The sequence below is a fragment of the Lysobacter sp. 1R34A genome (assembly GCF_051217035.1).
Lineage (GTDB): Bacteria > Pseudomonadota > Gammaproteobacteria > Xanthomonadales > Xanthomonadaceae > Lysobacter.
Window position 1 is genome coordinate 1 of the sequence record NZ_JBPKJP010000109.1, and the last position, 12,769, is coordinate 12,769.

14 protein-coding genes, 1 tRNA gene and 1 riboswitch are annotated in these 12,769 nt (G+C 68.7%); of the genes, 7 read left to right on the plus strand and 8 right to left on the minus strand.

The window, feature by feature from the left end:
* Positions 1-208: 208 nt before the first annotated feature.
* Positions 209-634: a bactofilin family protein gene (locus ACSAMQ_RS17720; protein ID WP_031371160.1), complete on the minus strand. Its 426-nt coding sequence runs from the start codon at positions 632-634 to the stop codon at positions 209-211.
* Positions 635-637: 3 nt separating this feature from the next.
* Positions 638-1,372 (minus strand): DUF6776 family protein, encoded by a 735-nt coding sequence (locus tag ACSAMQ_RS17725; RefSeq protein WP_435396928.1) that lies wholly within the window; start codon positions 1,370-1,372, stop codon positions 638-640.
* 70 nt (positions 1,373-1,442) lie between these two features.
* Here ACSAMQ_RS17725 and ACSAMQ_RS17730 point away from each other — a divergent pair, with 70 nt between their 5' ends.
* Positions 1,443-2,027, plus strand: coding sequence for a DUF4126 domain-containing protein (locus ACSAMQ_RS17730; RefSeq protein ID WP_435396929.1), 585 nt, complete (start codon positions 1,443-1,445; stop codon positions 2,025-2,027).
* A gap of 287 nt (positions 2,028-2,314) precedes the next feature.
* Here the strand turns inward: ACSAMQ_RS17730 and bfr are convergent, their stop codons facing one another.
* From bfr to ACSAMQ_RS17745, 3 genes are all read right to left on the minus strand, one after another.
* Positions 2,315-2,788 carry a bacterioferritin gene (gene bfr / locus ACSAMQ_RS17735; RefSeq protein WP_435396930.1) on the minus strand — a complete coding sequence of 158 codons (474 nt, stop codon included), beginning with the start codon at positions 2,786-2,788 and terminating at the stop codon, positions 2,315-2,317.
* 270 nt (positions 2,789-3,058) lie between these two features.
* The gene (locus ACSAMQ_RS17740) at positions 3,059-3,262 is read right to left on the minus strand and encodes a (2Fe-2S)-binding protein (RefSeq protein ID WP_057971494.1); all 204 of its coding nucleotides are present in this window, start codon (positions 3,260-3,262) and stop codon (positions 3,059-3,061) included.
* Between the two features lie 229 nt (positions 3,263-3,491).
* Complete coding sequence (locus ACSAMQ_RS17745; protein WP_435396931.1) at positions 3,492-4,109, minus strand: RNA pyrophosphohydrolase; 618 nt, start codon at positions 4,107-4,109, stop codon at positions 3,492-3,494.
* A gap of 137 nt (positions 4,110-4,246) precedes the next feature.
* On the opposite strand from ACSAMQ_RS17745, the gene ACSAMQ_RS17750 reads away from it, so the two are divergent.
* The 3 genes from ACSAMQ_RS17750 (at position 4,247) to ACSAMQ_RS17760 (ending at position 5,523) form a co-directional block, all read left to right on the plus strand.
* A tRNA-Met gene (locus ACSAMQ_RS17750) sits at positions 4,247-4,323 on the plus strand.
* Between the two features lie 173 nt (positions 4,324-4,496).
* Positions 4,497-4,850 (plus strand): 6-carboxytetrahydropterin synthase QueD, encoded by a 354-nt coding sequence (gene queD, locus ACSAMQ_RS17755; RefSeq protein WP_408953880.1) that lies wholly within the window; start codon positions 4,497-4,499, stop codon positions 4,848-4,850.
* Positions 4,851-5,103: 253 nt separating this feature from the next.
* Positions 5,104-5,523, plus strand: a complete 420-nt coding sequence (locus ACSAMQ_RS17760) for a phasin family protein (RefSeq protein WP_435396932.1) — start codon at positions 5,104-5,106, stop codon at positions 5,521-5,523.
* A 156-nt stretch (positions 5,524-5,679) separates the two neighbouring features.
* On the opposite strand, the gene bioD is transcribed toward ACSAMQ_RS17760, so the two are convergent.
* Positions 5,680-6,417, minus strand: a complete 738-nt coding sequence (bioD, locus tag ACSAMQ_RS17765) for a dethiobiotin synthase (protein ID WP_435396933.1) — start codon at positions 6,415-6,417, stop codon at positions 5,680-5,682.
* Between the two features lie 70 nt (positions 6,418-6,487).
* Here bioD and ACSAMQ_RS17770 point away from each other — a divergent pair, with 70 nt between their 5' ends.
* From ACSAMQ_RS17770 to btuB, 3 genes are all read left to right on the plus strand, one after another.
* Positions 6,488-6,970 (plus strand): GAF domain-containing protein, encoded by a 483-nt coding sequence (locus ACSAMQ_RS17770; RefSeq protein ID WP_435396934.1) that lies wholly within the window; start codon positions 6,488-6,490, stop codon positions 6,968-6,970.
* Positions 6,967-7,404, plus strand: coding sequence for a TfoX/Sxy family protein (locus tag ACSAMQ_RS17775; RefSeq protein WP_435396935.1), 438 nt, complete (start codon positions 6,967-6,969; stop codon positions 7,402-7,404). Before ACSAMQ_RS17770 ends, ACSAMQ_RS17775 begins: the two co-directional genes overlap by 4 nt.
* Positions 7,405-7,472: 68 nt before the next feature.
* A riboswitch (cobalamin riboswitch) is annotated at positions 7,473-7,716 on the plus strand.
* A gap of 120 nt (positions 7,717-7,836) precedes the next feature.
* On the plus strand, positions 7,837-9,717 hold the full coding sequence (gene btuB, locus ACSAMQ_RS17780; RefSeq protein ID WP_435396936.1) for a TonB-dependent vitamin B12 receptor: 1,881 nt from the start codon (positions 7,837-7,839) through the stop codon (positions 9,715-9,717).
* Between the two features lie 91 nt (positions 9,718-9,808).
* Here the strand turns inward: btuB and ACSAMQ_RS17785 are convergent, their stop codons facing one another.
* Both ACSAMQ_RS17785 and ACSAMQ_RS17790 read right to left on the minus strand, forming a co-directional pair.
* On the minus strand, positions 9,809-10,774 hold the full coding sequence (locus tag ACSAMQ_RS17785; protein ID WP_435396937.1) for a hypothetical protein: 966 nt from the start codon (positions 10,772-10,774) through the stop codon (positions 9,809-9,811).
* Position 10,775: 1 nt separating this feature from the next.
* The coding region (locus tag ACSAMQ_RS17790) for a hypothetical protein (RefSeq protein ID WP_435396938.1) at positions 10,776-12,769 on the minus strand (1,994 nt) is incomplete at its 5' end.

Consider the following 12,769-nt stretch of genomic DNA (forward strand, 5'->3'; position numbering starts at 1 on the left):
AGGGCCAGCCCGGCCAGCAGCCGGCCGCGGTGCCCTGGAGACGGTGCGGCGGCCGGCGCGGTGGATTCGGCCGGACCCGCAGCGGGGTCGGGACCCGCCGGGGCGCCCGGAGCAGGCGCCGTGGCAGGCACCGGGTCGGCGGAAGACGGTATGGGCTTGGAGGGTTCGTCGCTCATCCGTCCCGTCTTGGGGGTTGGGGCGGCGCCCCTCAATCCATCAGGGCATCCGCGGTAATCAAGGCTTCAGGCGCCGGCAACGCGGCGGTGTGCGCGTCGACATGAATCAAACGGCCGGTGAGCATCGAACCGGCCGTCATCTCGACCACCTTGTAGTGGACGTTGCCTTGGACCCGCGCCTTGGCGGCGAGTTCCACCCGCTCGCTGGCGTAGACATCGCCGTTGAGCTCGCCGTTGAGCACCACGATCGGCGCCCGCACCTCCCCCTCGATGCTGCCGTTCTCGGCCAGGGTCAGGCTGGCCGGCTGGCCTTCCTGGGCCACCAGCTTGCCGATCACCCGGCCCTCGATGTACAGCCCGCCGCTGAAATGCAGGTCCCCTCGGATCACCACCTGCGGCCCGATCATGGTGTCGACCTGGCCTTCGCGGATCTGGGTCGGTTTGTTGGTCTTGAACATCGCTTAAGTTTCCCCGGTTACGGTAACGCCGCTCTTCCAGGCGAAATGCTGCTCGATCGACGCATTCTCCCCGCGCAGCGAGACGCGCACGCGTTGCGGAGTGAATCCGGCCGGCAACATGACGCTGCCACCGAGCTGCTGGAAGTAACGGAATGAATAGTCCTGGATCGGTGCCTTGGGCTTCTGGTGCAGCTCGTCCCAACCGACCGATGCGAGCTTGCCCCCTCGCACCCCCTCGACCTGGAACTGCAGGCCGCCGTTGCTGACCGCACCCCGGTTGAGGTTCTGGGTCAGCACGATCTGGTAACGCCAGGTGCCGCCGGTCTCGGGCTGGAACTCGACCGAATGCACGTTGAGCCCCTTGGCCGGCGCGGTCGCACCGACCAGGCGCTCGTAGAAGGCGATGTCGGCGCGCAGATTGGAGATCTCGGCGTCGCGCTGCGCCAGCGAGCCCTGCACCTGCTTGTTGGCGGCGCGGCTGATCTGGTCGGAGCGTTGCAGGGTGGCCTCGCGCTGGGCCAGCCGGTCGAGCTGGTTCTGGCGGTCGCGCAGCTCGCGCTTGGTGATGTCCAGTTCGGCGACCAGCTTGGGCAGCCGCGGCGCGGCCAGCGACTGCGACCAGAACCAGGCCGCCACCAGCGACAGCGCCCACGCCACGCCCACGGCGCTCCAGATATAAGGACGCGTGTCGGGTTGCTGCTGGACGATGACGAAACGGGGCGGCGGTGCTTTAGCCATGCTCGACGACGACGGCTCACACCGCCGGCTTTACCTATACTCAACCTTAAATCTTAACGGGAATGCCACGATGTCCGATGCGCACCTGTTCGCAGTTGGCGTAGTTCTCGCCTGGCTGTCGGGGGTCCGGGTCTATCTGACCGTGTTCGGCGTCGGCCTGGCCGGCTGGCTCGGCTGGCTGGACCTGCCGCAAGCCCTGCAGGCGACCCAGTCGCCGTGGGTGCTCGGAGTCTGCGGCCTGCTCGCCGCCGGCGAGTTCTTCGCCGACAAGATCCCCGGCGTCGATTCGGGCTGGGACCTGCTGCATACCCTGTTGCGGGTGCCGGTCGGCGCCTTCCTGGCCGCGGCGACGATGTCGCCCGACGGCGAACTCGGCGCGGGCGCGCTCGCCGCCGGCGCCGGCGTCGCCCTGACCAGCCACCTGCTCAAGTCGGGCTCGCGCGCCCTGCTCAACACCTCGCCCGAGCCGGTCAGCAACTGGACCGCCTCGGTCACCGAAGACGCCGCCGTGCTCGGCGGCCTCGCCCTGGTGTTCGCCTACCCCTGGGTCACCCTGGCCATCGTGGTGCTGATCAGCCTGCTGGTCGGGACGGCGCTGTGGTGGATCTGGCGGAAGCTCTTCCGGCGCAAGCCTAGAGAGCTAGGAACGAGTTGAAAGAAGTGAGGAGTGAGGAGTGAGGAGCGAGGGCAAGTGCGCTAACGCGGCTCCTCCATGATCGCCCATAGAAAAGCCGCCGGCGCGAGCCGGCGGCTTGGTTTTTCTGGCTGGCGGCGCGCGTTGCGCGGCTGGCTGGATACCTGCTTGGACGGTGAAGCGGCAGCGAACGCCTTTACTAGTTCCTCGTACCTCTTCACTCGTCGCTAGACGCCGGAACGAGTAACTGATAACGCGATGACCTGCCGGAGCGAGGAACGCTCTTACTCGTTCCTCTCAACTCGTTACTAAGCGTCCTCGATCTTGGTCAGCAGATAGTTCTGCTCGCCGAGGCGCTCGATCAGGGCGAGCTGGGTCTCGATCCAGTCGACGTGTTCTTCCTCCGAATCGAGGATGTCGGCGAACAGCTTGCGGCTGACGTAGTCGCTGACCGTCTCGCAGTACTTGATCGCTTCGCGCAGCAGCGGGATCGCTTCGAGTTCGAGAGCGAGATCGCAGGCCAGCAGTTCGCGCGGGTTTTCGCCGATGCGCAGCTTGCCCAGCGCCTGGAAGTTCGGCAGGCCGTCGAGGAACAGAATGCGGTCCGACAACTTGTCGGCATGCTTCATCTCGTCGATCGACTCGTGGTACTCGTGTTCGGCCAGTTCTTTCAGGCCCCAGTTCTTCAGCATCTTGGCGTGCAGGAAGTACTGGTTGATCGCGGTCAGCTCGTTATAGAGCGCCTTGTTGAGATATTCGATGACCTTGGGATCGCCTTTCATGGCCGTGCTCCGACGTTGCAATGGGCGGCACTGTAGCCCTTTCGCGAACGCCATGACGGAACGCGAATCGTGCGCAACGGGAGTCGAGAATCACTGTCATTGAGCGGCGCCGGCGGGCGCTCGCGTCGACAGTCCACCACACGGGACGCGACAAGAACGGACAGGTGCAGGCCGGCGCCAGGGCGGCGCGGCGACAGCGGATCGGGAGGCGTGGAAGACGAACCGGAGACTGGTCCGGATCGGGTCCGGAAGGCCGGAGGCGACGTGCGCTCAGGCGGCTTGTTGCAACACGTCCAGCGGCAGGTCGCGCACGTTGCGGGCCTGTTCGAGCAGCGAGGTGGCCAGCTCCAGGCAACTGCCGCAATTGGCGCCGGCGCCGGTGCGCATGGTCAGCTCGGGCACGCTGCGGCAACCGGCTTCGGCGGCCTGGCGAATGTCGCGGTCGGTGACTCCGTTGCAGATGCAGACGTACACGGGCGTGGGCTGTCGGTCATGCAGCCAAATGGCTGCAGGGCCATTCCGCCATGGATGCGAATGATTGTCAATTAACCGCAACCAACCAGCCGCCGAGGCACCATCCGGAACCGGCCGGGCGAGCTTGGGGCCGGCTTGGGGCCGGCTTTGGGCGGCCCGTTCGCCAAGTGAGTCCACAGGCCACGGGCGGGAGGCGGCCGGCTCGTCCGCTACGCCCGGTCCGCCGGGCTCAGCTGCCCGATTCCGAGCCGCTGCCCCGGGCCGGGTTGCCGGGCCCGCCGCAGGTCCGCGAGCGCGGATGTTGGCAGCCCGACAGATAGGCCTCGTGCGCCCGGGCGTCCGGCCCGGGCGCGGGCACCGCCTGCTGGCCGGCGACCAGGCGCGCAAACGGGGCCAGATGGCGCAGCGCACTGGCATAAACGCCGCGCTTGAACACCACCACGTGCTCGACCGGGTACCAGAAATCGACCCAGCGCCAGTGATCGAACTCGGGCTTGTCGGTCAGGTCCAGGCGCAGGTCCGACTCCTCGCCGGTCAGGCGCAGCAGGAACCAGACCTGTTTCTGGCCGATGCAGACCAGGCGGTCGTTGCGGCGGATCGCCCGGCGCGGCAGGCGATAGCGCAGCCAGCCCGGGGTGGCGCCGAGCACTTCGACATGCTGCGGGAGCAGACCGGTTTCCTCGCGCAACTCGCGATACATCGCCTCGAGCGGCGTCTCGTCGGTGTTCATCCCGCCCTGCGGGAATTGCCAGCCATCGCGATGCACGCGACGAGCCCAGAACAAGCGGCCGTCCGGGTGCATCAACACGATGCCGACATTGGGCCTGTAGCCGTCCGGATCGATCACGATGCGGACTCCAAATTCACTGTGTCCGACTCTGCCACGGGGTGGCCGGGACGACAAGTCGGGCAAACAAGTCGCTCGCGATGCGCTCGGACGATTGACAAGAGCCCGTCCGGCATGAAGAATTCGCGGTTCCCCGTGGCTATGTAGCTCAGCCGGTTAGAGCACAGCACTCATAATGCTGGGGTCGGTGGTTCGAGTCCACCCATAGCCACCATAGAATCGCCGCACAGCAAGACCCGGGCCCGCCAGCGCAGCGGGCTTTTTCGTATCCGTCGCCAGGATGCGCGCCGGCCCAGGATTCCAGATCGCGTCGCTCCAGGTCACGCGCCACGCCGTGCCCTTCGCGCGACGCGCCACCGCCCGACCCGGTACCGCACTATGACCGCTGTGAACATCTTCAAGGTCTTCACCCTCGAAGCCGCCCACCGCCTGCCGAACGTACCGGAAGGCCACAAATGCGCGCGTTTGCACGGGCATTCGTTCCGGATCGAGGTGCACCTGAGCGGCGAACTGGGCGAGCACAGCGGCTGGGTGATGGACTACGCCGACGTCAAGAAGGCGTTCCAGCCGACCTACGACCGGCTCGACCACCACTACCTCAACGACATCCCCGGCCTGGAAAACCCGACCAGCGAACGTCTCGCGGTGTGGATCTGGGACCAGCTCAAGCCGGTGTTGCCGCTGTTGAGCGAAATCGTGGTCCACGAGACCTGCACCGCCGGCTGCCGCTACCGCGGCTGAGCCCGGGGCGCGCCCGCCCTGCCTGTCAGCGATCCCCGCACCGGCGCCTTGTCAGACGCCGGCAACGCCGTGGTCATGGCCTCGGGCTAGGCTTTGCCTGAACGGCTGCTTGGTCGCTAACTACCTGAACAGGCAGGCTTTCTGAACGGTTTACGACCGCTCATCGGCTCGATGTTGCATCGCAACAAAAGCCAGCCTATGCTGCACCGCACAATCCAGTCGTTCTCCGTCTGGACCTTTCAGGAGCTCAGCCATGTACCAGCAATTCAACGAACAGTTCGCCGCCGCTACGCGCCAGTTCGCGGACACGGCCGCTCAGGTCAACCGTCTGGCCCTCGACAATGCCGAGGCCGTGTTCGGCCTGCAGGTCGCCGCCATCGAAGACCGCGTCAACGCCACCTTCGCTTTCTTCGGTGAAGCCGCCGAAGCCCGCGATCTGGAAGCCTTCAAGACCCTGTGGCCGAAGGGCGCGCAGATCGCTCGCGAAAACGTCGAGCGCGCCGTCAGCACCGGCCAGGAAGCGTTCGGCCGCACGCTGAAGACCAACGAAGCGATCGCCGAGCTGGCCAAGTCGCAGATCGAAACCGCCGCCAAGGCCACCCAGGCCAACGTCGAGAAGGCCGCCACGGCCGCGGCGAAGGCGACGGCTCCGGCGGCCGCCGCGACCAAGTAAGCGCACCCTCTCTCTCTCCGGCCGTCACGGCGGATACGAAAAACCCGGCAGCTTCGGCTGCCGGGTTTTTTGTTGGCTGCGCTTTTGTTGGGCTCGCTCGTGTTAGCCGCGATCCGGCGGCCGCGCGGAAGCGCCGGCGCGAGACGGCTGGCGGCCCTAGAAGCGGGGCTGCAGGCGCCCGGCCAGGGCCTGCGGATCGGGAGAGGCGAAATACGGCAGGCGCCCCCAGCACGGCACCGGCAAGCGCCGGCACAGGATCTCGAAGTTTTCGTCGGCGCACGCCATCCGCGGGTCGATGTCGTTGGCGATCCAGCCGACCAGGCGCGCACCGTCGGCCTGGATCGCCCGCGCGCTCAGCCGCGCGTGGTTGATCGCCCCCAGGCGCAGGCCGACCACCAGCACCACCGGCAGGTCCAGCGCGCGCACCAGATCGATCTGGTCGAGCGTGACGCTGACCGGCGCGGCCCAGCCGCCGACGCCTTCGACCACCACCGTGTCCGACTGCGCCGACAAGCGCGCATGCGCGGCGAGGATGGCCGCCAGCGCGATCTCGACGCCGGCCTGCGCGGCGGCGAGCTCGGGCGCCAGCGGCTGCGGCAAGGCGTAGGGATTGACGTCGTCGTAGGGCGGCGTCGGCGCGCTGGCCGCTTGCAGCAGCAGGGCGTCCTCGTTGCGCCAGCCTTCCGGCGTGCGTTCGCAACCGCTCGCCACCGGTTTCATGCCGACCGCGCGCAGGCCGCGCGCGCGCAAGGCGTGCAGCAGGCTCGCGCTGGCCACCGACTTGCCGATGCCGGTGTCGGTGCCGGTGACGAATACGCCGCGAGCGAACCGCGCGAGCGCGGTTGCGTCCGTTGGTCGGGAGGCGGCCTGCACCGGGGGCTGGGTGTGACTCATCTCGCGCTTTTTCCTGGGGCCTGGAGTCCGCCATGGTAGTGGCGGCGGACGCCGCTGTTACACTCCGATGATGTTCACAACCTCCGCACTTTCGGGCGACAAGCCCGAGCAATACGCGCAGCTCGTCGCCCAGGCGCGCGGCCTGCTCGACGGCGAACGCGACCGCATCGCCAACGCCGCCAACCTGTCGGCGCTGGTCAGCCATGCCCTGCCGGACCTCAACTGGGTCGGCTTCTATTTCTACGACGGCGAAGAACTCGTGGTCGGCCCGTTCCAGGGCCTGCCGGCCTGCGTGCGCATTCCGCTTGACAAGGGCGTGTGCGGCGCGGCCGCCTCGAGCCGCCGGACCCAGCGCGTCGCCGACGTGCACGCCTTCCCGGGCCACATCGCCTGCGATGCGGCCTCGCGTTCGGAAGTGGTGGTGCCGCTGGTGCATGGCGATGCCCTGATCGGCGTGTTCGATCTCGACAGCCCGATCCCGGACCGTTTCGATGCTGACGACCAGGCCGGCCTGGAAGCGCTGGCGCGCGTGTACGTGGAGGCGCTGGCATGACCGCGGCCAAGATGCGCAACATCGGCCCCAAGAGCGCGGCCTGGCTGCGCCAGGTCGGCCTGCGCACCCACGAGGACATCTCGGCGATCGGCACGGTCGAGGCCTTCATGCGGGTCAAGCGCGCCGGCTTCAAGCCGACCCTCAACCTGTTGTACGCGATCGAAGGCGCGTTGCTCGACTGCCATTGGCAGGAGATCAGCGATGCGCGCCGGCAGGAGCTGATCCAGGCCGCCGAAGCGGCGACCGCGCTGCTGCCGCCGCCGCGCAACAAGCCGGCCGCCGCGCCGGTGCACACCACGATGCATGCCGAAGAACGCTACGACCCGTTCGAAGGCGGCGCCCGCCTCGGCGATGGCGACGACCGCGACAGCCGGGACAACGAAGGCGACGACGACCGCCCCGGCGGCCGCGACGAGGACGACGGGCGCGACTGAGCCCGTCGCCGCCGCTCCCGGACGCCCCGCCCGCCCCGGCGTTTTGGCCCGGACGCCGGCTTGGCGTAGACTGCGCACCGCTTCGAGGTGACCCGTCGGCTGGCTTGATCGACGGGTTGAAACGGGAAGCCGGTGACGCGCCCTCTCCTGCGGGAGGATCGGCGCCAGTCCGGCACTGCCCCCGCAACGGTAAGCAAGACAGATCGCGGCCACCGCCACTGTGCTCGGCACGGGAAGGCGCCGCCATCGGGAGTCCGGCCCTGCGCCGCTCCGCTTGCGAGTCCGGAGACCGGCCTCGAGGCGCCACAGGTTGCGATGCGGAGGGCGTCGCGGCGGCTGCTATCCGGCTGTCTCCACGGCCCGCTGCCTCCTCGCAACCGCCTTCCGCCGTCGTCGTCGCGCGCCCCTGGCGCGCGCGCTGGAGCTGTCCCCATGTCCGCCCGCACCCCCCATGCCCTGCACGCCACGCGCGCACTGAAGCTGTCCTTCGCCATCGCCGCTGCGCTAGCGCTGCCCGCCGCCGCGCTCGCCGCTCCGGCCGGCGCAGCCACCGACCTCGACGAAGTGGTCGTCACCGCCAACCGCACCGCAGTCAGCGTCAACGACGCCTTGACCCCGGTCGAAGTGCTCGACCGCGAGACCATCGAGCGCAGCCAGGCGCGCGACCTCAACGACCTGCTGCGCGGCCGCGCCGGCATCACCCTGTCCAACCAGGGCGGCGCCGGCAAGCTCACCACCCTGTTCCTGCGCGGCAGCGAGTCCGATCATGTACTCGTGCTGGTCGACGGCATCCGCGTCGGCTCGCCGACTTCGGGCCTGACTGCGCTGCAGGACCTGCCGCTGGAACTGATCGACCGGATCGAAATCGTGCGCGGCCCGCGCTCGAGCCTGTACGGCGCCGACGCCATCGGCGGCGTGATCCAGGTGTTCACCCGCCGCGAGAAGCAGGGCTTCGCGCCGCGCGTGCGCTTCGGCGGCGGCAGCAACGACAGCCTCGAATTCGGCACCGGCTTCGGCGGCCGCAGCGACCGCGGCTGGTTCGGCGCCGACTACAGCTTCCGCAAGACCCAGGGCATCAATGCCTGCCGCGGCGCCGGCTTCCCGGTGTTCGCCGGCTGCTTCACCGACGAGCCCGACCGCGACGGCTACGAAAGCCACGCCCTGTCCTTGCGCGGCGGCCTCGAGTTCAACGAGCGGTGGAGCCTGGAAGGCCAGGCGCTGCGCGCCGAAGGCGAGAACGATTACGACGGCAGCTTCGTCAACCGCTCCGAGACCGTGCAGCAGGTGATCGGCGGCAAGCTGCAGTGGCGCCCGTCGGAAACGGTCCACCTGCAGTTGCTGGCCGGCCGCAACGTCGACAGCTCGGACAATTTCCTCGGCGAGGTGCCGATGGGGTTCTTCAAGACCGACCGCGACAGCGCCAGCCTGCAGGCCGATTTCAACCTCTTCGACGGCCACGTGTTGACCGCCGGTTTCGATTGGCTGCGCGACCGCGTCGACAGCGACACCGTGTACGACGAAAGCGAGCGCGACAACAAGGCCGGCTTCGTCCAGTACCAGGGCCGCTTCGGCGCGCAGTCGTTCGAGGCCAGCCTGCGCCGCGACGACAACGAGCAGTTCGGCGGCCACACCACCGGCGGCGCAGCCTGGGGCCTGAGCTTCGCCGAGCGCTGGCGCGTCACCGTCGGCTACGGCACCGCGTTCAAGGCGCCGACCTTCAACGAGCTGTATTACCCGTTCTTCGGCAACGCGGGCCTGCGTCCGGAAGAGTCCAAGACCTGGGAACTCGGCTTGGCCTACCGCGGCGAGCGTTTCAACGCCCGTATCGACGGCTTCGACACCCGCGCCGACGACCTGATCACCTACGACGCGTCGATCAACCTGCCCAACAACATCGACCGCGCGCGCATGCGCGGCGCCGAACTCGGCATCGACACCGCCTTCGCCCAGTGGACCCTGGCGGCGAGCGCGAGCTTCCTCGACACCGAGAACCGGGTCGGCTTCTACCGGGGCAACGACCTGCCGCGCCGCGCCAGGCACAGCGCGCGCATCGACCTGGATCGCAGCTTCGGCAAGTTCCGTCTCGGCGCGACCGCGGTCGGTTCGGGCTCGCGCTACGACGACGTGGCCAACAGCACCCGCCTGGGCGGCTACGGCACCCTCGACCTGCGCGCGGAGTACGCGATCACCCCGGCCCTGAGCCTGCAGGCGCGCGTGGCCAACGTATTCGACCGCGAGTACGAAACCTCGTCGTACTTCAACCAGCCCGGCCGCGAGTGGTTCCTGACCCTGCGCTACGCCCCGGTCGACTGATCGCCCGACCGGTCTTCGGATCGGCCAGCGTCGATGCAAAGCCCGGCCTCGCCGGGCTTTGCTTTTTCTGGGCACCAAGAACGGCGCGGGTTCAGGTCGGCCGCAGCCCGCATTGCACCCAGCTGCGGCCGGCGATGTCGGCGACCACGCCGATCATGCCGTGGCGCCAGCGCCCGTCGTCCGGCCCCGAGGCCAGAGCTTCGTAAAGCCGCGCCGGCACGCCGTCGGCGAGGCTGCGCAACATCGCCGCGACCTCGTCGTCGTGGTGGAACAAGCTCTTGGCCACGACGAAGCAACTCAACGCGCGCGGCCGACCGTCCGCCGACAGGGCGAGGCTGATGCCGACATGACGCGGCAAGGCGCCATGGCCCGCCACCGTTTCGAGCGTCTCCATCAACGGCCCGGCATCGCCGAGCACCGCGCGCGCCATCGCCGCGAGCGCCGGCCGGTCCAGCTCATGGCCGAGCGCATAAAACTCGACGCTGCCGTCGGGGTTCACCCCGCTCATTCGCCAGGTCAGCAGGTTCGAGCGCAGCAGGAAATAGCGGTCCCGCCAGATCGCCGGCAACCGCCCGGCATGCAGATCGACATACAGCTTGGTGGCGCGCTCCTCGCCATGGCGCGCCGAGGCCCAGGCGCCGAACACCAACGGATCGTCGCGCTGCAGTTCCAGCCACGGCGCGAGCTCGTCCCGCCAATCCAAGGCTCGCGCGGCCAGCAGCAGCCGCTCGCGGTCGGCCACTTCCGGCGCGGCGACCTCGGCGGTCCATCGCACCGTCGCCTCGCGCGAACTCCAGGAAAACTCGACCGGCATGCCGGTATTGGTCAGGCGGCTGAAACTGCCGGCCACTTCCGGCCAGATCGAACCGCCGAGCGGCGCGAGCACGCCGCCCAGCAGGTCCGCGGCGGCGGCGGCCTGCGCCGGCAGCACCGCGCCGAGCCGCCGCAAGGTGGCGGCGACCGGGCCGGCGATGTCGGCGCCGAGGCGGTGCTGCACCGGCGCGAGCCAGCTCATGCCGGCATCGTCGCGCATGTCGATGACGGTATCGCCGCGCATGTCACTGCACCGCCACCAGCTCTTCGGAGTCGGCGATCCACGCGCGCTGGTCGAACTGTCCCTGCATGCCGACGAAGGTGAAACGCCGGCGGAAGTTGCGCAGGTCCTTGTTCTTCAGGGCGATGCGCAGCTTGACCGGATCGGTCTGGCCGCCGGCCATCTCGATGCGTTCGTTGCGCTTGTAGGCGCCGTCCTCGTACTTCACGTCGATGTAGACGCGCTTGACCATGGCCGGGTCGAACACCGGGATGAACTCGAGCTGCAGGGCGTCCTCGAAACTGTCGTGGACGATCAACTGCGGCACGTCGAGCTCGACCGGCGGCGTCGCCGGGTCCGGATTGGCCACGCCCTTGCGCCGCTGCACCAGCTGATACGTCACGCCTCGATTGGCCGGGCCGGGCTTGGCGCCGCGCAGGCGCCAGGTCTTGGGGCCGGACTCCTTGGTCAGCTTCAAGGTGGTCTTCGGCTCGGGTTGCGAATAGCCGCGCGCCTGGAGCTTGACCTCGATCGAGTCGACCACGTCCCAGTCGATGTCGCCCGGGATCGCTTCGATGTGGCGGAACTCGACGTGCTCGTACGGGTTCACGAACATGGTCCGGTCTTCGGTCGAGGCGGCCGGGATCGTGTACGAGGTGCGGTCGGCGGCCCAGTCGGACTGCGGGTCGAAGTGATACTGGTACGAAGCGTCGTAGTCGATGTCGCGGGTGGCGTTCATGAACACCTCGAAGCGCTTGGTCCCGGTGTCGCCCGGCGTGAACACGAAATCGGCGTGCTTGTGGTCGCGCGGCTTGCTCTTGTCGCCGTAGTCCAGCGCCACCTGCGCCGACATCAGGTCGATCGGCTCGAACGCGATCGGCATGCTGGCCTCGACCGCGAACTGGCGGAAGAACGGGTCGTCGAGATCGATTTCCTTGAAGTACTTCGACTTGTCGCTGAGGTCGCCGAGCATCAGCCCGAAGAAGCCCTGCGGCGCATAGGTGCGGCGCGTGGCCTCGGCGCGGTTGTAGCGCAGGGTCAGCTTCTTGCGCTCTTCCTGGCGCACGAACTTGAGCTTGAGCGCCAGGCTCATCGCAGTCGGCGGTGTCGGTATCGTCGGCTGCGGCTGCGGCTGAGGTTGAGGTTGAGGTTGAGGTTGCGGCTGAGGTTGCGGCTGAGGTTGGGGCTGCGGCGCGACCGAAGCCGGACGACGCAGGCGCCCGCGCCAGCGGCTCGGCGTAGTGCCGGCGACACGGCCGATGACGTGGACGACGCGATTGTCCGGGTCGCCGCCCATCGCCGAATGCGAACCCGGACGTCCGCTGGCCGGGCTGTCGCCATGTGCGTTGGCCGGAGTGATGGTGAAATTGCCGCCGGCGCGGCGCACCACCGCCGCGGCGACGTCCAACCGCCGCTGCGACAGCGCCTGGTTATGCGCGTTGCGCTGGGTTTCGTTCGCGCCGCTGACGTGCTCGTGGCTGGCGTACGCTTCCAGGCGCACGTTGCGCGGCGCGGGCAGGCTGCGCACCCAGGCTTCCAGGCGCGCGGCGCCGCGCTCGGGCCCGCTCCAGTTGCCGTCGCCCTCGATACGCAAGGTGCCGGACGCGTCTCGGTAGCGCGGATCGGTCGTGGTGTTTTCGACATAAGCGCGATAGTGCTGAGACGGCGGATTGAGTCGCCAGCCGGCGGCGGCCGGCTTGTCGAAGTCGAAGAACAGGCCGAAGGTCTGCTCCTGCGTCGCCGCCGGCCATTCGACTTCGATGAGTTTGTTGGAGTCGGGATTGACGGTGACGGTGATGCGTCCCTGCGCATCCGGCGTCACCACCTGGCTCTCGACCTTCACCACCGCGCCGGCGCCGGTCACGGTGATGGTCTCGGCCAGACCGCTCGCGGCCGGCGTGTGAGTGACCGACTGCCCCGCGGGCAAGGGCGTGGGCTCCTGCAGTTCGACCGCGAGCGCGGCCGGCTGGATCTGCGGCGGGCTCGGCGCGGTGCCGCCGCCGGGGCCGGTGCCGCTGG